The sequence below is a fragment of the Tissierella sp. QWL-11 genome (assembly GCF_058683765.1).
The window spans coordinates 2,552,733-2,577,086 of record NZ_CM178750.1 but is presented as its reverse complement, the minus strand read 5'-3'; the positions used below and the strand labels follow the sequence as shown (position 1 = coordinate 2,577,086).

Below are 24,354 nucleotides of genomic sequence, written 5' to 3'. Positions count from 1 at the left end.
TTCAATAGAAATATTCACTAAATAAAAAATAGACCTTCACTGTTTGAGTATAGCCAGTTTGTAGGTCTATTTTTTTATTTGTGACCATACTTGTAAAATTTGGAATTTGAGAATCCTTTTTTATAATTTGCCCCTCTTTTAGTTTTTTCTTTTTTAGTCTATAATAATATAGAGATTATATATAAATGAGGGATTAGATGAACAAAGATGAATTTTGTACATATATAGCAGATATATCAATTAAATCAATGCTCTATGAAGTATCAGCAACCCCTAAGCCAGGACTTGTGGATAGGAATAATTCTGGTGCTCACAGAGATATGGATTTTTTTACTTTTATAAACAGTACTTCAGTTTTGTATAATTATTTTTATAACTGTACTAATGCAGGTATAAACTTTAAAAAAGAAGATTATACTATTTTACTAAAAAGTATAAGGCCTATTGGAATTAATGCAGAAAGAGATATGTTTACAGCTACCAAAGGAATTAATACACATAAGGGAATGATATTTTCTTTAGGAATAATTAATGGTGCTTTAGGAAGTTTGTTTAGAGATTATGGAGACATGTACTACTCCTCCAAGGTATTTAGAAGTAGGATAATGGATATGACAAAGGGATTGAGTAGAGAATTAGAAACTGAAAAGGATAATCCTACATATGGAGAAAAGCTATTTAAAAGGCACGGAATAAAAGGTATCAGGGGAGAAGTAGAAGCGGGATTTCCCAGTGTAATAGATAATTCCCTACCTGTTTTTAAAACTTTAATAGATAAAAAGATATATCATATAAATGATATACTAGTTCATACTCTGTTATACCTTATGAAAGATGCAGAAGATAGCAATATACTTGGAAGGCACAATATGGATATTTTATATTATGTACAAGATAAGTCAAAGGAAGCTATAGACCTTGGAGGGTATTTGACACCCAGAGGCAGGTGCTTTGTAAAAGCTATGGATTCTGATTTTATACAAAAGCATATAAGTCCAGGTGGATCTGCTGATTTACTTGCTGTAACTCTTATGTTTTTCTTAATTGAAAATGGAGATGTTCTATAATGGATGAAAAATTAATTCTTGAAATTTTAGAATCTAAGGAGAATAGAAGAATAATTCAACATAGACTGATAGATAAATTTAAAAATACCCTCATATCCTTTACCTTAAATATTCCCGGCTTAAAAAAGGATAGTGAAAAGTATAGAAAAATTCACAAAGAAGCTATGGAGTATATTATAGAAGAATTGAAAGAAAAAGGTATAGTCATCTTATATAAAAATAGGTATGAAAAACCTACAGGTGCAGAGGGCTATATTATAGTAGATGAACATGCTTTGGAAATAAAAAATCTTATGATAAATATAGAAGAGAAACATTTTCTAGGAAGACTTTTTGATATAGATGTATTTGATGAAGATATGAAACAGATATCTAGAAAAGACTTAGATTTGAGCAGCAGAAGATGTCTTTTGTGTAATAAAGATGCCAGAGTTTGTATGAGGGAAAAAAACCACAGCCTTGAAGAATTATTAGTAGAAGTTAAAAGATTAATGAATGAATATTTAGATTTGACAAAAAAGTGAAATTGTGAGATTATTAAAATGTAATATTTAGATAATTTAAACAATTATTCAGGGGGGATTTTTGTGTGGGATAATAGGCCTATAGGCGTCATTGATTCAGGAGTAGGAGGACTTACCGTAGCGAAGGAGCTTAGAAGAATATTGCCAGAAGAAAATATTATATATTTTGGAGACAATAAAAATGTTCCTTATGGTAATAAATCAGAAGAAGAAATATATCTTCTTACTAAGAATATGATAGATTGTTTAATAAAAAAGGATGTAAAATTAATAGCAGTAGCTTGCAATACCATATCAACTATAATTGAAAAGTATTTCAAAGACTATGCTGTACCTATTATAAGCATAATATCACCTGTGGTAGACTATATAGTACAAAAGGACATAAAAGAAGTAGGGATACTTGCTACATCCTTTACAATAAAAGTAGGCTTATATGAAAAACTTCTAAAACAAAGGGACCCAGATATAATGATAGTTTCTGAAGGATCTCCAAGTTTAGCATCAAAAATAGATAGTGGTGAATACACTGGAGAAGAAATAAGAAACTTAGTAGACATACATATTGGGAATATATTAGAGGAACAAAAATTAAAGGATATAGTACTTGCATGTACCCATTTTCCAATAGTAATAGATGAGTTTCAAGTTCAAAGTCCTGATATAAATTTTATAGATCCGGCGTATCAACAAGTTTTATATATAGACAGGCTTATGAGGAGAAATAAAATAAAGGGAAATAACTTAATATCCAGATTTAATATATATACAACAGGTTGTGAAGAGACTTATAAAAAGATGATTAATGATCTAAATATGGGAGAACCGGACAATATATTTGAATTAAATGAAAAAGCCCCTAGACTCATAGTAGTCTAGGGGCTTTAAAGATTTTAAAATATATAATAAATTATATGGTTATTGAAAGAAATTTGGGAGTGATTTTATGGAATTAATATTAGGTTTTATTCTGTCATTTAGCATATTAATACTTGGTGTCTTAAATGACATATTTATAGGCTATAGTTTACTTATAAGCTTGCTTATATTTTCAATTATTTCATTTAGATTAGGTAATACTTCTAGAGAAATATTAAATAGTGCATGGTATGGGGGAAAAAGAGCTTTTGTAGTTTTAAGGATATTTTTACTTATAGGACTTGTTACAGCATCATGGTTAAGTGCAGGAACAATACCCTCGATAGTTTATTTTAGCATGAAGATTATGAATCCTAGATTTTTTATTCTTTTTGCATTTTTAACTAGTTCCTTAGTTTCATATATGTTAGGGACTGCTTTTGGAACTGCAAGCACCATAGGTATAGTTTTAATTATTATGGCAAGAGGTGGAGATATAAATATAAATTTAGCAGGTGGAGCAATTTTATCAGGATGTTTTTTTGGAGATAGAGTATCTCCTATGTCATCGTCTGCCAACTTAGTTGCAAATATTACAGGTTCTAAGCTCTATCCTATGTTAAAAAGATTTAGAAAGACTACAATATTGCCTTTTATTTTAACTTCAATTGTATATCTATTATTTTCTTTATCAAACCCACTAAATACTGTAGGAAATAATATCTTAGAAAATATAAATGAGAGCTTCGTAGTAAATATAGTGGTTATCATACCAGCTATTATAATGTTTGGTTTAAGTATATTACAGATAAGTGTTAGAAGATCTATGATGTTAAGCATACTATCAGGGACAATTATAGCAATATATGTTCAAGATGTAGAGATAATTGATTTTTTAAAGAGCTTAGTATTTGGATATAAATTAGAACCAAATAATCCCTTAGTGGATATACTAAAGGGGGGAGGCATATTTTCGATGTTAAAACCTGCATTTGTAGTGTTTGTATCTTGTGCAATGGCTGGTGTCTTAGAGAGGATGGATTTGTTTGATAACTTAAATAAACTATTTAAAAAGGTAGATTCAGAAAAGAGATTACTAGGAGCTACAGGGATAGTTTCTTTGATATCTTCAGCATTTGGAGGGAATCAATCCATAGCGATAGTTATGACTAGTCAAATAATGAAGAGTACATATAAAAGACTTAAAAAAGATACTTATGATTTAGCTACAGATATTTCAAATACTACAGTTCTATTTGCACCTCTTATCCCTTGGAATATAGCTAATTTAGTTCCAGCTGCGACACTAAATGTAGAAGCTGCTAGTATTGTACCATATAGCTTTTATTTATATCTTCCCTTCATATTAAATTATATTTACCTTTTAAAAACAGATAGGAACTCTTAATCACTTATTTGCATAGTATATTATGAAAGAATAATCAAAGAAAGGTGGTTAAGCATGAAAGATTATAATAAAATATTAGGGAGTTGTCCTCAAGGTAGTTTCCCATATATTATCAAATCAGGAGACACGCTTTACAAATTGGCAATCGAATATAATACAACGGTAGAAGCTATCATGAAGATTAATCCAGGAATAAATCCAAATAATTTACAAATAGGCCAAAAGATATGTATACCAAGTAGCACTCCAATAACTTGTCCAATAGGAACATTTTCTTACACAATAAAGCAAGGGGATACACTTTATAAATTAGCAATAGAGTACAATACAACGGTAGAAGCGATAATGAAGGTAAATCCAGGAATAGACCCTAATAATCTACAAATAGGCCAAAAGATATGTATACCAAGTAGCACTCCAATAACTTGTCCGATAGGAACATTTTCTTACACAATAAAGCAAGGGGATACACTTTATAAATTAGCAATAGAGTACAATACAACGGTAGAAGCGATAATGAAGGTAAATCCAGGAATAGACCCTAATAATCTACAAATAGGTCAAAAGATATGTATACCAAGTGGTACTCCAGAACCTTGCCCTATAGGAACATTTGCCTATATAGTAAAACCAGGAGACACAATTTATAAATTAGCCATGGAATACAATACAACAGTAGAAGCTATATTAAGAGCAAACCCAGGATTAGATCCTAATAACTTACAAGTAGGTCAAAAGATATGTATACCAAGTGGTACTCCAGAACCTTGCCCTATAGGAACATTTCCCTATATAGTAAAGCCAGGAGATACAATTTATAAATTAGCAATGGAATTTAATACAACAGTAGAAGCTATATTAAGAGCAAATCCAGGATTAGATCCTGATAATTTAAGAGTAGGTCAAAGGATATGTATACCAAGTGGTGGTCCAGGACCTTGTCCTATAGGAACATTTCCCTATATAGTAAAACCAGGAGATACAATTTATAAATTAGCCATGGAATACAATACCACAGTAGAAGCTATATTAAGAGTAAATCCGGGATTAGACCCTGATAATTTAAGAGTGGGTCAAAGGATATGTATACCAAGAGGCGTAACTCCTCCCCCAGAGTGCGATGGTATGTACTATGTTGTAAGACCAGGAGATACACTTTATTCTATAGCAATGATGTATAATATAAGCGTAAAAGACCTTTTAAAGGCAAACCCAGGAATAGACCCCAATAATCTAAGAGTAGGTCAATTAATATGTATTCCAAAGGAAACTCCTCCGGTTTTTTGCCCTAACGGACAAATATATGTAGTAAAAACAGATGATAGCTTAACTAAAATACTAGTTAGATTTGATATATCAATAATGGATTTAATGGCAGGAAATCCACAATTAGATATAAACAGAATTCAACCAGGACAAAAACTTTGTATACTACCTCATAAGGATAGAGGATGTCCTTGTAGAAGGGGAACAGAATCTTATAAGATAAAACAAACAGATATACCTGCAGATGGTTTAGTAGTAGTTTCACTAGCTAAAAAGTTTGACACAACTGTATCTTATCTAATGAAGATAAATGGAAATTTAGCACCAAGTGATTTTGAATTGCATAAGACAGTATGCGTACCAAGTATGTAAAAAAAATAGCCTCTTCGGAGGCTTTTTTTAGTATATACTTAATTATTATCTGTGATATAATTGACGTAAATCATAAATATGAAGGGAGATGGTGTAGTGTCTATATTACACATAGGATTAGATGTAGGCTCTACAACTGTAAAGCTGGTAATTTTAAATAGTAAATTTGAGTTAGTCCATGGAACTTATAAAAGACATTTCTCAAATATAAAAGACACTATAGAGGAAGTAGTCTTAGAAGGTTACAAATATTTTAAAAATGAAAGAATAACTATTATGGTAACAGGATCTGGTGGACTTTCTGTAAATAAATGGTTAGATATTGGTTTTGTACAAGAGGTAATAGCTTCAACTAAAAGCATAAATATGTTTATCCCTCAGACAGATGTGGCAATAGAATTAGGTGGAGAAGATGCAAAGATTACCTATTTAGGAAATGCTCATGAACATAGAATGAACAGTATTTGTGCAGGTGGAACTGGAGCTTTTATAGACCAGATGGCATCACTTTTAGAAACCGACGCTGAGGGTTTAAATAATCTTTCTAAAAATCATAAAAAAGTATATTCTATAGCATCTAGATGCGGAGTATTTGCTAAAACTGATGTCCAGTCTCTTATTAATCAAGGTGTATCAAAAGAGGATATAAGTGTATCAGTGTTTCAAGCGGTAGTAAATCAGACGATTTCAAACCTTGCCTGTGGAAGACCAATTAGAGGTAGAGTTGCATTTTTAGGTGGACCATTACATTTTCTTTCTGGTTTAAGGGAAAGATTTAAAATTAGTTTAAATTTGGAAGAGAGTGATATGATCTATCCTGAGAATTCACAACTTTATGTAGCTATGGGTGCTGCTATATTATCGAAAGACCAAAAGACTATGAGCTTCAAAGATTTTAAAAATAGATTAGACAATTCTAGCTATAATAATCAGAAAAGTATAAAAAATATACAACCGCTTTTCAAAGATAAACAAGAATATGTAGAGTTTAAGAATAGACATGATAAAAATAAAATAAATTTGGCAAATTTAGATGGGTATAAAGGCTTTGGATATCTAGGTATAGATGCAGGTTCTACTACTACTAAGGCTGTTGTCTTAAATGAAGACTTAGAGATTATCTATACTCACTATGGTAGCAATAAGGGAAAGCCTATGGATCAGGCAATATTAATATTGAAAGAGATCTATGAAAAGTTTCCCGATATAAACATATTAAATTCCTGTGTAACTGGATATGGAGAAGAGTTTATAAAACAAGGATTAAATATAGATGAGGGAGAAGTAGAGACTATAGCCCACTATAAAGGTGCGAAATTCTTTGATCCAGATGTGGATTTTATACTTGATATAGGTGGTCAAGATATGAAGTCTATTAAAATTCAGGATGGGGTCATACATGAGATACTTTTAAATGAGGCTTGCTCTTCAGGATGTGGTTCATTTATTCAAACCTTTGCCAAGTCTTTAAACATGGAGGTAAGTGAGTTTTTAGAATTAGCCTTATTTGCAGAGAATCCAGTAGATTTAGGATCTAGATGTACTGTATTTATGAATTCATGTGTAAAACAAGCGCAAAAAGAGGGATCAACCATAGGAGATATAGCAGCAGGACTCTCCTATTCTGTGATAAAAAATGCACTGCAAAAGGTAATAAAATGTAGGGATCCGCAGGAATTAGGGGAGAGAATAGTGGCTCAGGGTGGAACTTTTTATGGAGATGCTATTCTTAGAAGCCTAGAGATTATATCTGGTAGAGAAGTTATCAGGCCTAATTTTACAGGATTAATTGGGGCTATAGGTTCAGCTTTGATAGCTAAGGAAAGATATAGAGGAATTAAATCTAATATTTTAAAATTAGAAGAATTAAATGATTTTTCATATAAATCAGCTCAAGCCAATTGTGGCAAATGTGGAAATAATTGTATATTAACTATAAATAAATTTTCTAATGGGAAAAAATATATTACAGGAAATAGATGTGAACGAGGTATAGGGATAGAGAATGGAAAAAACTCTATTCCTAATCTATATGATTACAAATACAAGAGAACCTTTGACTATAATCCATTGCCTTTAACTGAAGCTAAAAGGGGGATTGTTGGAATACCTAGGGTATTAAATATATATGAAAATTATCCATTTTGGCATAAGTTTTTCACTGAATTAAGTTTTAGTGTAGTATTGTCTGGAAATTCTAGTAGGGAGGTCTATGAAAAAGGGATTGAATCCATACCAAGTGAAACAGCTTGTTATCCTGCAAAAATGGTACATGGACATATAGTGGATTTAATAGAGAGAGATGTGAAATTTATATTTTATCCATCTGTTTTTTATGAAACAAAAGAAGATATAAATAGTGATAATCATTTAAACTGTCCAGTAGTTACAGGGTATACAGAGGTAGTAAAGCATAATATTGAAGATTTAAAGAAAAAAGATATATTGTTTTTAAATCCATTTATAACTTTTGAAGACAAGAAACATTTGAAATTACAACTCTTAGCTAGCCTAAAGGATTTTGATATAGATGAAAAAGAAATAGGTTTAGCTTTGGAAAAGGCCTTCGTAGAATTAGAAATCTACAGACAGGATATAAAGACTAAAGGTAAAGAAACTCTTAAATTTATGGAAGAAAATAATATAAGGGGGATAGTTTTAGGAGGTAGGCCTTATCATATAGATCCGGCTATAAATCATGGAATTTCAGACTTAATAAATTCTTTAGGTATAGTAGTGTTAACTGAAGATAGTGTAGAGGGACTTGGTAAAGTAGATATGCCTTTGAGAGTATTGGATCAGTGGACTTATCATTCAAGACTTTATAGAGCTGCAAGTTTTGTATCCAAAAGAGATGATTTAGAATTAATTCAGCTAAATAGCTTTGGATGTGGATTAGATGCTGTAGTAACAGATCAAGTCCATGAAATATTAGAAGAAAACAAAAAAATATATACTCTGCTTAAGATAGACGAAATAAGCAATTTAGGGGCAGTTAAGATTAGAATTAGATCTCTTTTATCAGCCTTAGAAGAAAGAAAAAATATTCAAGAATCTAAAAGAAGTAAAAAAGATTATAAAGATAGAATCATATTTTCAAAGGAAGATAAAAAGACTCATACGATTTTAATGCCTCAAATGGCACCTATACAGTTTGAATTACTAGAAAAGGTGCTTAATAATTCTGGATATAATTTAGAAATTGTAGATGAACCAGGAGAAGATGCAATAAATGAAGGGCTAAAATATGTAAATAATGATGCATGTTATCCATCTATATTAGTCATAGGTCAATTTATAAAGGCATTAAAGTCAGGTAAATATGATATAGATCATACATCTCTTTTAATAAGTCAAACTGGAGGAGTGTGTAGAGCATCAAACTATATAGGTTTTTTGAGAAAGGCTCTAAAGGATGCAGGTTTTTCAAATGTTCCAGTTATAGGGGTTAGCACTCAAGGAATAGAAAGAAACCCTGGCTTTAAGCTTAATTATAATATGGGGAAAAAGTCTATATTTGCAATACTCTTAGGAGACTTATTAATGAGGGTTAGTTTAAAGACTAGGCCCTATGAAAAGATTAAAAATTCTACACAAATCCTCCTAGAAAAATGGATAGATTTCTTAAGAGAAAAAATGGAGAATATGACAAATAAAGGTTTTATAAAATATGTAAATGATATAGTTGAAAGCTTTGATAGAATTGAAATATTATCTATTACAAAACCAAAGGTTGGGATAGTAGGGGAGATACTTGTCAAATATCATCCAATGGCAAACAATAATTTAATTGATATATTAGAAGAAGAAGGCGCAGAAGTAGTAATTAGTGATATAACAGATTTTGTTCTTTATTGCTTATATAATTCTCATTATAAGTATAAATATCTAGGTAAAAAATTTACTGATAAAATAGTAGGAGCTATGGGTATAAATTATATAGAATATTTTAGAAAACATATAAGGGACGCTTTAAATAAGAGTGAGAGATTTCAAACACCACCCAAAATAGAGGAATTAATAGACTTTGCCAAGGAGTTTATAAGTCTAGGAAATCAATCAGGTGAAGGTTGGCTACTTACAGCGGAGATGGTAGAGTTTATTAACATAGGAGTAGAAAATATTATATGTGTTCAACCTTTTGGATGCCTTCCAAACCATATAGTAGGTAAGGGTATGATAAAACCAATAAGGGATAAATATCCTAAAGCCAATATAATTCCTCTAGACTATGATCCTGGTGCAAGTGAAGTAAATCAATTAAATAGGATTAAATTAATGTTGTCAAAGGCTAATGAAAATCTGGGAAGTGAAAATATCAAGATTAAAAGCAAAGTTGTAAATTAATAGTCTATGAATATTTATAAGCTACAAAGGGAAATGACTATATAATAGATGATATCACATATGAATTCATTGGAGATGGTAAAAGGGTTTAAATAATGTCTGGAGGGAAAATATGAGCGAATGGATAAACAATAGAGAATACAGACAGAAAAAACTAAAAGAAGTCATAAAAGAATTACATGAGGGAAAGACTGTAGATGAAGTAAAAGACAAATTTCAAGAGGTAATACAGGGGGTGTCCCCTAAGGAAATAGGGCAGATGGAAGTACAATTGGTAAAAGAAGGACTTCCCATTGAAGAGATACAAAACCTATGTGATGTGCATGCAGCGGTTTTTAAAGGAACCTTAGATGAAATACATCATCCTGAACAAGTTCCAGGGCATCCAATATATACTTTTAAAAAAGAAAATGAAGCTCTAGAAAATTATATGGATGATATTCTAAATAAGAATCTAGCTAAATTTAAAGAAGATGATTCTAAGGAAAATATTGTAAGTTTAATAGAAGACTTTAACTTTATATGGGATATTGATAAACATTATAGTAGAAAAGAAAACCTAATATTTCCTTATCTTGAAAAGTATGGAGTAACAGCGCCACCAAAGGTAATGTGGGGTGTAGATGATGAAATAAGAGGAAAGATAAAGGATATAAATATAAGTTTAAAGAATTATATTGGAAACAAAGATGAACTTATTCTTAAAATAGAAGATACCATAGATCAAATTAAAGAGATGATATTTAAAGAAGACAGCATCCTGTTTCCGATGAGCTTAGAGACCCTTACAGAAGATGAGTGGATTGAAATATATAAAGAATCTGATGAAGTAGGATTTGCATTTATCTCCCCTGAGAAGGACTGGGAATATAACCGTGTGAAAACTTCAGAAGTAGAAAATAAAGAAAAGGAAGAATTATCTACTCATATAAATGGAAGTATAAAATTTGAAAATGGCTCCCTAACTCCTGAAGAGATAAGAAGTATATTCGAAGTAATACCAGGAGAAGTATCCTTTGTAGATAAGAATGACAAAGTGAAGTTTTTTTCAAAGGGAGAACAAAGGATATTCACAAGGACAAAGGCAGTTATAGGGAGAAAAGTAGAAAATTGTCATCCACCGGGATCGGTTCATATGGTGGAAAAAATAGTAGAAGATTTTAAGAGTGGGAAAAAAGACAATGAAGATTTTTGGATTCAAATGGGAGATAAATTTGTATTAATAAGATTTTTTGCAGTTAGAAATGAGCAAGGAGAGTATTTAGGGACTCTAGAATATGTACAGAATGTTGCTCCTATAAGAGAGATTACTGGTGAGAAAAGACTGATAAGTGAATAGTTATTTAAAATATTAATCCCCTTTTTTAAGAAGGGGGTTTTTTCGACAAAAAATTAAAATTATTTCTAAAACAAAGTTTTTTCATTGTAAAATTTTTATTACTGTAGTATTATTAGAGATAGTATTATTATAGATGTAGTTTTTAGAATATGAGGTGTAAAAATGAAAAGGAAGTTTTTTTTGGTCTTTACCATATCAATTGTAGTTTTTACAATGATGTATGTAAGCCTTTGGGACAATATATTTGATAAACAAATAGTGGCAGCCCCCACTATAGATGAAGAAAATGAAGAGCCGACAGAAGAAATAGAACCAAAGATAAAAGAAGAAGTTTTATTCCTTTTAATGGGAGTAGACTCTAAAGATGTGAAAAAATCTAAGGGCACTAGAACTGATACTATGATGTTATTTAAGGTGAATTTTAAAACTGGAAAGATAGATTTATTATCACTTCCTAGGGATACTAGGGTTTTAGTTAGAGGAAAAGAAGACAAGCTAAATCATGCTCATGCCTATGGAGGTTCAGAGCTTACGATACAGACTATTAGAGATTTCTTAGGAATTGATTTAGATTATTTTGTAAAAGTAGATTACAATATAGTTAAAGAAGTAGTAGATGAAATTGGAGGGGTTGAGATAGATGTACCTCAAAGGATGTATTATAATGATCCTACTGCAGATCCTCCTTTGAGAATAAATCTTCAAAAAGGACCTCAAACACTTTATGGACCTGATGCTCATGATTTCTTGAGATTTAGATCTTATAAAGATGGTGACTTAGGTAGAATTAAAGCTCAACAGTACTTTATGAAGGAGCTCATAAAACAGACACTAAAGCCAAAAAATATCTTTAAATTACCAAAATTAGCAGAAACTTATTTTGACAATGTAGAGACAAATATACCTTTAAATGTTATTATTAAGGGGATAACTTCTGCTAAAAAGATAGATATAGAATCCATGACTTCAAACACTATACCTGGTTATCCTGGAAATATTGGAGGACTTTCATATCTTATATATGATAGAGAAGAGACAAAAGTACTTGTAGATGAGATGTTTGGAGACTATTTATTAGACTAGTAAATAGGAGTGAATATAGATGAGGAAAAAAAGAAAAAGAGAGCATGTGGAAAATTATTTAAAAACTTCATTTGAAGGAAATACTCTATTTGAAGATATATTTATACAGCACAATGCAATACCAGAGTTGAATTTTTCAGAAATAGATACAAAGACTAAATTTCTAGGAAAAACCATAGATTATCCTATAATAATAAATGCTATGACAGGTGGAACGGAATTTTCTGGAGGTATCAATGAGGATTTATCTCTACTTGCAAAAGAATTTAATATTCCTATGGCAGTAGGTTCTGAAACTATATTGATGTGCGAAGAAGAAGCTTGCAGAAATTCTTTTAAAATAGTTAGGGAAAACATAGGTAAAGATGGGGTTACTATAGCCAATCTAAACGGATTTGCAACGGTAGAACAGGTGAGAGAAGCCTTAGAGGTAATAGATGGTGATGCTATACAGATACATCTAAATACAGCTCAAGAACTTTCTATGCTTGAGGGAGATAGAGATTTTAAAGGTGTTATAGATAATATAAAAAAAATTAAAGAAAGTATAGACAAGCCTGTTATAGTAAAAGAAGTAGGATTTGGAATTTCCAAAGAAGTAGCTAAGAAGTTTTATGACATAGGTATAAGATATATTGATATAGCAGGACATGGTGGCACTAATTTTATTGAAATAGAAAATTTAAGAAATATGAGTATAGATTTAACTGAATTATATTCATGGGGAATACCTACAGCTTATTCTTTGATGAAATGTAGAGAACTTCCCAAAGATTTAAACATTACTTCGAGTGGTGGAATTAGGACTAGTACGGAGATAATCAAATCTTTAATCCTAGGTGCAAATCAAGTAGCCATAAGTGGGGAATTACTTGCATATTTGGTACACGGAGGATATGATAATGCCCGAAAATACCTAGAAGGTATCGTATATAAGATGAAGATGATAATGCTTATGCTAGGTACGAGAAACTTAGAAGAATTAAAGACTATAGATTATAAGGTAACAGGAAAATTAAAAGAAATGTTATAAAATAGCAAAATAAAAACTAGGACAAATTTGTCCTAGTTTTTTTAGAAGGAAGGCAAATGAATGTGAAGAAGAAAGTCTTAAAGATTTTGAAGAAAAATAAATACGATTTTATTTCAGGGGAAGAAATTTCACAAGAGCTCAATATTACTAGAGCAGGAGTTTGGAAACACATAAATAATCTAAAGGAGGAAGGATATGATATAGAGTCTATATCTAGAAGAGGATATAAATTAAGAACTTCTCCAGACATACTTTCCTATGAAGAGATAGAAGAATATCTATCAACTGAATTTATAGGAAAACATATGGAATATTTTAAATCAATAGACTCTACCAATAAAAAAGCTAAGGAAAAAGCATTGGATTTAAAAGAGGGAACAGTATTAATATCTGAAGAACAAACAGGTGGTAAAGGAAGAATAGGTAGAGAATGGATATCTCCTAAAGGTAAAGGGATTTGGATGAGTATAATTCTAAAGCCTGAACTTGATCCCATTAAAGTTTCTAGGATTACATTAATAGGGGCAGTATCAGTTTTTAATGCCTTAAAAAACATTGGTATAAACTCACAGATTAAATGGCCAAATGATATTCTGATTAATGGGAAAAAGGTATCAGGAATTCTCACTGAAATGAGTGGAGAATTGAACATGGTAGATTATATAGTAATGGGAATAGGAATAAATGTAAATTTAGATAAAGAGGATTTTCCCGAAGATTTAAAAAATAAGGCTACTTCATTAAAGATAGAGTTGGGAAAAGAAATAAATAGAAGAAAATTGACAGCTAATATATTAAATGAATTTGAAGAAAATTATACCAAATTTAAAGAGTATGGAGATATCAGAGAAATAATCGAAACTATAAGGGGAAATTCTATACTAATAGGTAAAGAAATTCGAGTAATAAATGGCAAAACTACAAAAATAGGTAAAGCTCTAGATATAAATGAACTTGGAGAGCTTGTAGTAGAATTTGAAGATGGAATAGAAAATATAATCTCAGGGGAGATATCCATAAGAAACATAGAAGGGAATATATAAAGACTAGATATCTAGTCTTTATATATTTAAGTTTTGTTTATACAATCTAGGCAAAACTCTAATTGAAACTATAGAGGCCACTGCTAGTTTAAGTAAATCTCCAGGTAGAAATATAAGGCAACCTATTTTTAATATAGTCAAGAAGCCTAAATTTTTGCCCATCATAATATTTAAAATATAGTACATATATGGTAGTCCAAATATATAAATTACTATTGTTCCAATTAGAGATCCTATCCATATTTTCCCACGGGAAAAGTCCCTTGTTGAATATGCAATTTTCCCAACTATATAGGCAGCAAAGACAAATCCAATCATAAATCCAAAACTAGGCTTCATTATACTTTGAACTCCTCCAGAGAAACCTGCAAATATGGGAATCCCAATAAGCCCTAGCATTATATATATAATTTGAGATAATGCTCCAAGTCCAGGTCCCAATATAAGTCCAGAGAGTAATACAAATAAAGTCTGCATAGTTATAGGAACTTCAGCTACAGGAATACTTACACCTGCACCTATTGCAGTAAGTGCAGTAAAGATAGAAACTAAAGTTATTTCTTTTGTAGATATTTTCATGTTTAACCTCCATTGTAAACCTATAATTATAATATAGTTTACAATAATCAAATGTAATTGTCAACGAAGACTATATTGACAAAGAGTATAATACTACATATACTGTATATAGGGAATATACACAGTATGTGTAGTTAAAACAAAGGAGGGTAAGATGAACATAATAATTTCAAACTCCTCAAATGATCCAATATACAAGCAAATTGTAGATCAAATAAAAGAAATAATAATAAAAAATCAGTTAAAAGCAGGAGAAAGTCTACCTTCTATTAGAGGTCTTGCAAGAGATCTACAAATATCTGTAATTACTACAAAGAGGGCCTATGAAGAGTTAGAAAAAGAGGGATTAATAGAGACTGTCCATGGCAAAGGTTCCTTTGTAGCAAGAGTAGATACAGATTTAATAAGGGAGAAAAAGACTAAAATTATAGAAGATAAACTTTTGGAAGTAATAGAAGAGAGTAAATCATTGGGATTTAAAGATGAAGATATAATAGAAATTATAAAAATCCTATATAGGGAGGTTTAAAATATGGAAAATATATTAGAAGTAAAGGGATTAGATAAGGATCTATTTACATTTAAACTAGAGGATGTATCATTTAGCCTAAAATATGGATATATAATGGGATTTATCGGACCAAATGGAGCAGGAAAGACTACTACTATAAAATTAATTATGAATTTACTTAAAAAAGACCATGGGGAGATCAACATATTTGGAAAAGACCATATAAAGTTTGAAAAGGAGATAAAGGATAGGATAGGATTTGTATATGATGGGTCCTATTTTTATGAAAATCTATCCATGAGGAATATGAAAGAGGTTATAGCTCCCTTTTATAGTAAATGGGATGAAGATTTATTTAAAAGCTATATGAGAGAATTTGGCTTAGACCCTGGTAGAAAGATAAAGAAACTATCCAAAGGTGAAAAGATGAAGTATGGGATAGCTTTAGCCTTTAGTCATCATGCAGATTTAATTATAATGGATGAACCCACAGCAGGACTAGATCCTATAATGAGAAGAGAGCTATTAGATATCCTATACAGTATTATACAAGATGAAAAAAAGGCTGTATTTTTCTCAACTCATATAACTACAGATTTAGAGAAAATAGCAGATTATATAACTTTTTTAAATAGAGGCAAAATAGTATTCTCTAAATCAGTAGAAGAGGTAGGAGATAGTTTTTATATAGTAAAGGGAGATACGGAGATTTTAGACAGGATAAATAAATCTAAATTTATAGGAACTAGAATAACAAATATAGGATTTGAATCCTTAACTACAGAGGTAAATAGTATTAGAGAAAAATATGGAGAGCAAGTGGTGATAGAAAAGCCGAGTTTAGAAGACATAATGTATTATCATGTAAAGGGTGATAAGCATGTTAAATCTATTTAAAAAAGACATTATATTAATTAAAGATAAAATAAAAACACATTTGACTATGCTTATTTTTGTAATACCATTTTTAATTATTTTGTTTGGAGAAAATGGAATTGGAATTTTCATTTTGCTATCTATAGGTTATATATCCTTTGGATTTACCATAATTGATGCAGAAGATGAAAGGGATCGTCATATAGCAATAGCGTATTTGCCAGTATATAATTGGGAAATAGTACTTCAAAAGTATCTAAGCTTTATTTTAAATTATATTTTAGCAAGTATATATATATTTATATTATTTTTTATTTTGAATTTTTTTGGTCTAAATTATATAAGCCTTATAGACATAAATTTTTTTGTTAGAATTAGTTTTTTACTATTTTTAATAAGTTCTATTATACTACCCTTATACTTTTGGCTTACAAATAGATGGTTTAATTTTTGGAACACTATTATAATTGTAATTTCAATAAATAGCACTAGTACATTTTTAGATGGGGATTCTATTTTAAATAGTATCAGCTCTATTAGCATAGTAATTATTACTTTTATAATGTATATTTTATCTCTAATTTTAAGCTTGTACATTTACAAAAGTAGAGATATAGGATAGGAGGATTTTATGAAAGCTTTAATTATGAAAGATGTAAATTTAGTAGGTATTTGGGCACATATAGGTTTATCTGTAGTTGCTATTCATTTTGCTTTTTTAATGGCTTTATCTATTGAAATTTCTAGTTCAGAAGGACATATACTTATATTTGTAGGTATAAGTTTTTTCTTTCATTATTTAATAGTTTCTATGATAAGTAAAGCAAATCAAGATGGGGACATAAGTTTAAATTCACTACCATTAGAAAAAGAGAAGATAGTACTTGGAAGGTATTTAAGTCTTTTAATGTATTCGATTATCATACCAGTGTCTATATATGTATTATACTTTGTGGTGAGTTTAAATTTTTCGGGAGTGAGCAATAAAAAATTAAGTTTATTATCCGTGTTAATAGTTATATCAATTTTAACAATATATAATTCTATATCTTTGCTGTTTTATTATAAAAATGAAAATGATTCTAAAAAAACAGAGATAGTATTTGGGATGATTGTACTAGGAGCTCTTATACTTGGAGGTAGATATCCAAAATTTTTTGCAGATTTTAAAATCCTTCAATATCTAGAAAGCTTTAATATAGTGCTTTTATTATTTATCTTTAGTATAATAATTTATATATTATCATTTAATATATCTAAAAAAATGTATAAACAAAAAGAATTTTAAGGATGATTGCATGGAGTATAAAATAATTTCATATGAAAAACTAGATTCGACAAACAATAGGGCTAAGGAATTGGCCCTATTTGAGAATGAAGGAACAATTATAACTGCAAAACAGCAAACCCAAGGCAGAGGTAGAATGGGGAGAAGCTGGATTTCTTCTAGGGATAAGAGCTTGGCTATGAGTATAATTTTAAAGCCTGATATAAATCCAGGTGAAGTCTCAAAGATAAGTTTAATAGGAGCTGCTGCAGTGAATTTGGCACTTTTAGATTTAGGTATAGAATCCAAAATCAAATGGCCTAATGATATAGTCTTAAATGGGAAGAAGATATGTGGAATCTTGTCAGAAATCAGTTGTAGTTTTGAAAAGGTAAACTATGTAATAATGGGAATAGGCATAAATATAAACCAGGATACAAAAGATATTCCTGATGATTTAAGTAATATAGCTACTTCCATAAAGATAGAAGAAAATAAGGAAATGGACATAGAAGAAGTTCAAGGGAGGGTGCTATCTAGATTAAAAGAATTATATCTTCCATTTAAAGAAACTGGAGATATAAAAAAGGCTATAGAAATATCAAGAAAAAACTCTATTTTATTAGGGAAAAGGATTAAAATTATAAATGGGGAGAATACTAGAGAGGGTTTAGCACTGGATATAGATTCTGAAGGACAATTCCTAGTAGAATTTCAAGAAGGAATAGAAAAAATTTATTATGGAGAAGTATCTATAAGAGGAGTAAATGGGTATATAGATTAATTTAAATAATTGTAATGATAATTCTACTTATGATATAATAATAAATTGTAGTATAAAATATTAAAAAAAATTAATAAAATAGGAGGTGTCATTTTGGATATCAAGGATATTAAGGATTTAATTCTTACCATTGATAAGACAAATATACAAAGAGTAGAAATAGAAAAAAGCGATATAAAGATAATGCTAAGTAAGGAAGTTTCAAATCAAACTATAAGTGAACAAAATTATAGTTCAGATAATTATATAGTTAGAGAAGAACAATCTAATACTCAATTAGAAAAATCAACAATTTCAGATGATGAGGATTTTTTCTATGTAAAGTCTCCCATAGTAGGAGTTTATTATAGTGCTTCTAGCCCAGATTCGGACTCCTTTGTAAAACCAGGAGATAGAGTAGAAGAGGGGCAAACTCTGTGTATAATTGAGGCTATGAAGATAATGAATGAAATTGAATGTGAAGTATCTGGAGAGATTGTAGAGGTATATGCTAAAGATGAGGATGTTATACAATATGGTCAATCTATAATGAAGATTAGGAGGTAATGATGTTTAAAAAAATATTAATTGCCAACAGAGGAGAAATAGCAGTTAGAATCATTCGGACCTGTAAGGAAATGGGTATTGAAACTGTAGCTCTTTATTCTGAAGTAGATGAAGATTCTGTTCATGTGCATATGGCAGACGAAGCCATGTGCATAGGACCAGCTCCATCTAATAAAAGTTATTTGAGTATAGAAGCTATAATCACTGCAGCCATACTTACAAAGGCAGAAGCTATTCACCCTGGATATGGATTTTTATCGGAAAATCAGGACCTAGTACAAGCGTGCATAGATAATGATATAAAATTTATAGGGCCTACTGCAGAGCATATTCAAACTATGGGTAATAAATCTAAGGCTAGAGAGACTATGATAAAGGCAGGAGTACCTGTAATACCAGGTTCTAAAAAATCTACTACAATAGGAATGCAAGCCTTAGAAATAGCTAGGGAAATTGGGTTCCCAGTTATGATAAAAGCTTCCAGTGGTGGCGGTGGTAGAGGTATGAGAATAGTTCATGCAGAAGAAGATTTTATAGAAAAGTTCAATATGGCCAAGTCTGAATCCCTTGCAGCATTTAATGATGACTCTATGTATGTGGAGAAGTTTATTGAAAATCCTAGACATATAGAATTTCAAATCCTTGGAGACTCCCATGGAAATATAATACATTTAGGAGAAAGGGATTGTTCATTACAGAGGAGAAATCAAAAGGTTCTAGAAGAAGCTCCTTGTGGGATAATGGATGAAGGGCTTAGAAAAGCTATGGGAGATATGGCTATACGTGCAGCTAAATCAGTGAATTATATAAATGCGGGAACAATTGAGTTTTTGCTTGATAGACATATGAATTTTTATTTTATAGAGATGAATACTAGGATTCAAGTAGAGCACCCTATTACAGAGATGGTAACAGGAGTGGATTTAATAAAAGAGCAAATAAATATAGCCTATGGTAAAGAGTTAAGTCTAGCACAAGAAGATATAAAGATAAATGGTCATGCCATAGAGTGTAGAATAAATGCGGAAAATCCAGATAAAAATTTCATGCCATCCCCAGGAAAGATTGAAGGATACTTTGTCCCTGGTGGATATGGAATAAGACTAGATAGTCATATATATAATGAATATACTATACCTCCTAGTTATGATTCTATGATTGGGAAATTGATAGCTTGGGGCAAAGATAGGAATGAAGCCATAAGCAGAATGAAAAGAGCATTAGATGAGATGGTAATAATCGGAATAAAAACAAATATAGAATTTCAAAAAGAAATATTGGATAATAAGGACTTTTTAAAAAATAATATAGATACTTCCTTTATAGAGAAAAAAATATTGGGAAAAGATAATTAGATAGGGGAGAGATAATGCTAAAGGAGTTTTTTAAGAGAAAAAAATATGCTACGCTTACTTTTGAAAATCAAGAAGAACCTTCAAAGATTAAAAATATAAAACCTATAGAAAAAACTTCTCCTGAAAATAGCAAAGATTCCAAGATAGATCCTAGAAAGAGAATAGAGGATTTATTAGATAAGGATACATTTATAGAATATGATTTAGATTTACAGACTGCTGATCCATTAGATTTTCCGAGATATAAGGAAAAAATACAGTCAAATCTGGAAAATACAGGTGAAAATGATGCTGTAGTAACTGGAGAAGGTCATATAAATGGAGAAGAAGTAGTAATCTGTGTGATGAATCCTAATTTTATTATGGGAAGTATGGGTTCTGTAGTAGGAGAAAAGATTACTAGAGCAATTGAAAAGGCAATTGAAAAGAGATTGCCTGTAATTATATTTACAGCATCTGGTGGTGCTAGAATGCAAGAGGGACTTTTAGCTTTAATGCAAATGGCAAAGACATCACAAGCTATAGCAAAACTAGGAGAAGAGGGACTTTTATATATACCGGTTTTAACCAATCCCACTACGGGAGGAGTAACTGCAAGTTTTGCCATGCTTGGAGATATAATTATATCTGAACCAAATGCACTAATTGGTTTTGCAGGTCCCAGGGTTATAGAGCAAACTATAAATCAAAAGTTGCCTGAAGGATTTCAAAGGGCAGAGTTTTTACTTGAAAAAGGGTTTATAGATAAAATAGTAGAAAGAAAAGATATGAAAGAGACTCTATCACAAATTTTAAAATTACATAAAGGTGGTGTAATCCATGAGTAATTTAAAATCTGAGGCTCCAATTTTAAAACTAGAAGAAAAGATAAGAGAATTAAAAAAGTTCTCAGAGGAAAATCATGTGGATTTAAGCCATGAAGTGTATATATTAACTCGAAAAGTAGATAAGATGAAAAAAGAAGTCTATGCTAAGCTCACTCCTTGGGAACGAGTACATTTGGCAAGATGTCAAGATAGACCTACTAGTCTAGACTATATAAATTTATTAGTAGAGGATTTTGTAGAGTTTCATGGTGATAGATTTTTTGGAGATGATCCTGCTATAGTAGGAGGAATAGGCAAGTTTCAAGACCAAGCCATTACAGTTATAGGACATCAAAAAGGAAATAATACTAAAGAAAATATAAAGAGAAATTTTGGTATGCCAAATCCTGAAGGCTATAGAAAAGCTTTAAGACTTATGAAGCAAGCTGAAAAATTTAATAGGCCAATAATTACCTTTATAGATACTCCAGGAGCCTTTTGTGGTATAGGACCAGAAGAGAGAGGTCAAGGAGAAGCCATAGCTTTAAATCTTATGGAAATGAGCAGGCTTAAAACTCCAATAATCTCCATAGTAATAGGAGAAGGCGGAAGTGGAGGAGCTTTAGCCTTAGGAGTAGGAGACAGAGTAGCTATGCTTGAAAATGCCATATATTCGGTGATTTCTCCAGAGGGACTTTCAAGTATTCTATGGAAGGATTCAAGTCAAGCTGAAAGGGCGGCAAGTGTTATGAAATTAACGGCGAATGACTTGTTAGAGCTTAAATTAATTGATTCAGTTATAAAAGAAGCCCTAGGAGGAGCTCACAAAGATGTTGATTATACAGCAAACCAAATAAAAAAATATGTAACAAATGAATTAAAGGAGCTAAAGTCTATAGATAAGGATAAATTAGTAGAAAAGAGATATGAGAAGTTTAGAAATATTGGAGTTTGGAAATAAAAAAGTTTTCCTCAATTTAAAATGGTACCTATAGATAAGACACTTGAAAAAAGGTGTTTAATCTGTAGGTATTTTTTTGTATAATAAACTCAACTGATTGGAGGAGTAACAATGAGTAAAATTACCTTTTCTCAAAAAGACATAGAAAAATTAGAAAAAATCCTAATGTTAAACATGTAAGTAAATTAGCAATTACATATATAGATGAATTTAAAAAGAAATTTATTGATAAATATCTATCAGGGAAATTACCAAGTCAGATCTTCGAGGAATGTGGATTTGATGTAGATGTATTAGGTAAGAAACGAATTTATACAGCATCGGACAGATGGAGAAATGCTTATGCAAAGAATGGGATTATTGGATTAACAGATACTCGTAAAACAGCTTCAGGAATACCTTTAGAACGTGAACTTTCTCAAGAAGAAATAATTAAACGACAAGAGGCTAAAATCAAATTATTAGAAGAACAGGTAAATCTATTAAAAAAAGCAGACATGATAGAAAGGAGGCTGATAAATCAAAACATAAATTTAAAGACAAGTGAGGTATTTCAATTAATCCATGAAACAATAATTCACAATGGCTTGAAAAATATGACTAAATATTTTTGTGAGCTTTTAGACGTATCTCGCTCTGGTTACTATAGCTACTTAAATGCTACAAATTCACGAATATCACGGGAACAAGAAGATTTAAAAGTAAAAGATATTGTATTAAAAGCATTTAATCGTCGTGGATACAAAAAAGGTTCAAAGTCTATAAAAATGATTTTACAAAATGAGTTCAATATAAATTATAGTAGGAAACGTATTCAAAGAATAATGAGAAAGTATAATATAGTTTGTCCTCATCGAAAATCAAATCCTTATAGAAAAATAGCTAAAGCAACAAAAGAACATCAAGTTGTCCCAAATAAGTTGAACAGAGAATTTAAACAAAATATACCTGGAAAGGTATTATTAACTGATATTACATATTTGCCATATGGGAGCAATAATATGGCTTATTTATCAACTATAAAAGATGCTTCTACAAATGAAATTTTGGCTTACAATGTATCAGGTAGAATTATTCTTGATATAGCTACTAATACTATTCATAAATTAATAAAAAACAATAAAACAAAGCTCCATAAAGATGCATTTATTCATTCGGATCAAGGAAGTCATTATACTAGTCCGCAATATCAAAAACTTCTTAAAAAGTACGGGTTAGGCCAATCTATGTCAAGAAGGGGTAATTGTTGGGATAATGCATCTCAAGAATCTTTCTTTGGGCATCTTAAGGATGAAGTTGATTATAAGTCTTGTAAAACATTAGATGAATTAAAATCAAAAATTAATCATTATATGGTGTATTATAATAACTATCGTTATCAATGGAATTTGAAGAAGATGACACCTATTCAATATAGAAATCATCTTCTTGTTGCTTAACTCCTTTTTTTACTATGTCCTTGACATAGGTACCATTTTATTATAAGGACTCTACTTTTGGTTTAAGTTTTATTAACTATAAATTATAATGGATAAGATTACTCTAAAAGTATATCAAGTATTGCTATGATTAGATTCTCTATAATTTTAATATAGTTGTTTTATTAGTAGAAAAGTTAATTTGATTTTCTGGACAACCATACAATAATTAAATATAAATTCAGAAAAGATATAAATAAATTTTATAGAATATATTTTATGGCATTAAGCTCAATCGTTTAGTAACTATTCTTAAATTTTTTGGATACAATAAGTATAATTTTTTAAAATCCGGGAAAAATATCTTCAAACATGCCACTAAATGATGGCAATTAATAAAATATATGATATAATGATAGTACCAACATCTTATGAGTTTGTGATAAAAAGCAAATGAAAGGCGGGTACTGTTATAAACATGAAGGAAAATTTTAGAAAGTCATTTCTTAAGGAAATAAAAAGACAGGTATCAAAGAATGGATGTATGCCAATACCTAGAGGTAAAAATGTATCTTTTATGAGAGAATACTTTTTAGATCATCATGACTTAAAAGAAATCATCTTAGATTTAAGCCCAGGTGACTGTATAGATGGACCAGAAGAAGATAGAGATGGTTATAAAGGATATATACTAGAATTTAAAAGTTCTTATTTAGATGATATGTTGATTTATATAAAGGTTAGATATAATCCACCAGATGAGGTTGTTTTTATATCTTTTCATGAAGATGAATAAATCTATAGGTTTTATATGGGGTCGATAGTACTAATCCTATATTATCGGCTCCATGGAGCTGGCTTATATGTTTATATAAAATATTAAATTTGTATAAAGATATAAGCTTGCTATA

General features: G+C 30.4%; 22 protein-coding genes. 21 read left to right on the top strand and 1 reads right to left on the bottom strand.

Going from position 1 to position 24,354, the window contains the following annotated elements; genetic code table 11:
- Positions 1–197: 197 nt before the first annotated feature.
- The 10 genes from citG (at position 198) to AC4PG3_RS12660 (ending at position 14,340) form a co-directional block, all read left to right on the top strand.
- Positions 198–1,067 carry a triphosphoribosyl-dephospho-CoA synthase CitG gene (gene citG, locus AC4PG3_RS12705; RefSeq protein ID WP_492196996.1) on the top strand — a complete coding sequence of 290 codons (870 nt, stop codon included), beginning with the start codon at positions 198–200 and terminating at the stop codon, positions 1,065–1,067.
- A complete protein-coding gene (gene citX / locus AC4PG3_RS12700; RefSeq protein WP_492196995.1) occupies positions 1,067–1,591 on the top strand; it encodes a citrate lyase holo-[acyl-carrier protein] synthase in 525 nt (174 codons plus the stop codon). Before citG ends, citX begins: the two co-directional genes overlap by 1 nt.
- A 63-nt stretch (positions 1,592–1,654) precedes the next feature.
- Positions 1,655–2,470 carry a glutamate racemase gene (gene murI, locus AC4PG3_RS12695; protein ID WP_492196994.1) on the top strand — a complete coding sequence of 272 codons (816 nt, stop codon included), beginning with the start codon at positions 1,655–1,657 and terminating at the stop codon, positions 2,468–2,470.
- A 67-nt stretch (positions 2,471–2,537) separates the two neighbouring features.
- Positions 2,538–3,857, top strand: coding sequence for a Na+/H+ antiporter NhaC family protein (locus tag AC4PG3_RS12690; protein WP_492196993.1), 1,320 nt, complete (start codon positions 2,538–2,540; stop codon positions 3,855–3,857).
- 54 nt (positions 3,858–3,911) lie between these two features.
- Positions 3,912–5,495: a muramidase family protein gene (locus AC4PG3_RS12685; protein WP_492196992.1), complete on the top strand. Its 1,584-nt coding sequence runs from the start codon at positions 3,912–3,914 to the stop codon at positions 5,493–5,495.
- Positions 5,496–5,591: 96 nt separating this feature from the next.
- Positions 5,592–9,842, top strand: coding sequence for an acyl-CoA dehydratase activase-related protein (locus tag AC4PG3_RS12680; protein WP_492196991.1), 4,251 nt, complete (start codon positions 5,592–5,594; stop codon positions 9,840–9,842).
- Between the two features lie 112 nt (positions 9,843–9,954).
- Positions 9,955–11,181 (top strand): DUF438 domain-containing protein, encoded by a 1,227-nt coding sequence (locus AC4PG3_RS12675; protein ID WP_492196990.1) that lies wholly within the window; start codon positions 9,955–9,957, stop codon positions 11,179–11,181.
- Positions 11,182–11,343: 162 nt separating this feature from the next.
- On the top strand, positions 11,344–12,264 hold the full coding sequence (locus AC4PG3_RS12670; protein ID WP_492196989.1) for an LCP family protein: 921 nt from the start codon (positions 11,344–11,346) through the stop codon (positions 12,262–12,264).
- A gap of 19 nt (positions 12,265–12,283) precedes the next feature.
- The gene (gene fni / locus AC4PG3_RS12665; protein ID WP_492196988.1) at positions 12,284–13,297 is read left to right on the top strand and encodes a type 2 isopentenyl-diphosphate Delta-isomerase; all 1,014 of its coding nucleotides are present in this window, start codon (positions 12,284–12,286) and stop codon (positions 13,295–13,297) included.
- A gap of 56 nt (positions 13,298–13,353) precedes the next feature.
- Positions 13,354–14,340 (top strand): biotin--[acetyl-CoA-carboxylase] ligase, encoded by a 987-nt coding sequence (locus AC4PG3_RS12660; protein WP_492196987.1) that lies wholly within the window; start codon positions 13,354–13,356, stop codon positions 14,338–14,340.
- An 18-nt stretch (positions 14,341–14,358) separates the two neighbouring features.
- On the opposite strand, the gene AC4PG3_RS12655 is transcribed toward AC4PG3_RS12660, so the two are convergent.
- Positions 14,359–14,919: a biotin transporter BioY gene (locus AC4PG3_RS12655; RefSeq protein WP_492196986.1), complete on the bottom strand. Its 561-nt coding sequence runs from the start codon at positions 14,917–14,919 to the stop codon at positions 14,359–14,361.
- Between the two features lie 154 nt (positions 14,920–15,073).
- On the opposite strand from AC4PG3_RS12655, the gene AC4PG3_RS12650 reads away from it, so the two are divergent.
- From AC4PG3_RS12650 to AC4PG3_RS12600, 11 genes are all read left to right on the top strand, one after another.
- On the top strand, positions 15,074–15,448 hold the full coding sequence (locus tag AC4PG3_RS12650) for a GntR family transcriptional regulator (protein ID WP_492196985.1): 375 nt from the start codon (positions 15,074–15,076) through the stop codon (positions 15,446–15,448).
- 3 nt (positions 15,449–15,451) lie between these two features.
- Positions 15,452–16,327 carry an ABC transporter ATP-binding protein gene (locus AC4PG3_RS12645; RefSeq protein ID WP_492196984.1) on the top strand — a complete coding sequence of 292 codons (876 nt, stop codon included), beginning with the start codon at positions 15,452–15,454 and terminating at the stop codon, positions 16,325–16,327.
- The gene (locus AC4PG3_RS12640; protein ID WP_492196983.1) at positions 16,311–16,928 is read left to right on the top strand and encodes an ABC-2 transporter permease; all 618 of its coding nucleotides are present in this window, start codon (positions 16,311–16,313) and stop codon (positions 16,926–16,928) included. The genes AC4PG3_RS12645 and AC4PG3_RS12640 overlap by 17 nt, the downstream gene beginning before the upstream one ends.
- Before the next feature lie 9 nt (positions 16,929–16,937).
- Positions 16,938–17,594 carry an ABC-2 transporter permease gene (locus AC4PG3_RS12635; RefSeq protein ID WP_492196982.1) on the top strand — a complete coding sequence of 219 codons (657 nt, stop codon included), beginning with the start codon at positions 16,938–16,940 and terminating at the stop codon, positions 17,592–17,594.
- A gap of 10 nt (positions 17,595–17,604) precedes the next feature.
- Positions 17,605–18,357 (top strand): biotin--[acetyl-CoA-carboxylase] ligase, encoded by a 753-nt coding sequence (locus tag AC4PG3_RS12630; RefSeq protein ID WP_492196981.1) that lies wholly within the window; start codon positions 17,605–17,607, stop codon positions 18,355–18,357.
- A 93-nt stretch (positions 18,358–18,450) separates the two neighbouring features.
- Entirely contained in the window at positions 18,451–18,903 is a 453-nt protein-coding gene (gene accB, locus AC4PG3_RS12625; RefSeq protein WP_492196980.1) for an acetyl-CoA carboxylase biotin carboxyl carrier protein, read from the top strand.
- 2 nt (positions 18,904–18,905) lie between these two features.
- Positions 18,906–20,258, top strand: coding sequence for an acetyl-CoA carboxylase biotin carboxylase subunit (locus AC4PG3_RS12620; RefSeq protein ID WP_492196979.1), 1,353 nt, complete (start codon positions 18,906–18,908; stop codon positions 20,256–20,258).
- 14 nt (positions 20,259–20,272) lie between these two features.
- Positions 20,273–21,085 (top strand): acetyl-CoA carboxylase, carboxyltransferase subunit beta, encoded by an 813-nt coding sequence (gene accD / locus AC4PG3_RS12615; RefSeq protein ID WP_492196978.1) that lies wholly within the window; start codon positions 20,273–20,275, stop codon positions 21,083–21,085.
- Entirely contained in the window at positions 21,078–22,025 is a 948-nt protein-coding gene (locus AC4PG3_RS12610; RefSeq protein WP_492196977.1) for an acetyl-CoA carboxylase carboxyltransferase subunit alpha, read from the top strand. Before accD ends, AC4PG3_RS12610 begins: the two co-directional genes overlap by 8 nt.
- A gap of 111 nt (positions 22,026–22,136) precedes the next feature.
- Positions 22,137–23,464 (top strand): IS3 family transposase gene (locus AC4PG3_RS12605; protein ID WP_492196976.1). Its coding sequence is split into 2 segments (ribosomal slippage): positions 22,137–22,173 and positions 22,173–23,464, totalling 1,329 coding nucleotides; the frame shifts between segments, so codons are not numbered across the junction.
- A 457-nt stretch (positions 23,465–23,921) separates the two neighbouring features.
- Positions 23,922–24,239, top strand: coding sequence for a hypothetical protein (locus tag AC4PG3_RS12600; protein WP_492196975.1), 318 nt, complete (start codon positions 23,922–23,924; stop codon positions 24,237–24,239).
- The last annotated feature ends 115 nt before the right edge of the window (positions 24,240–24,354 follow it).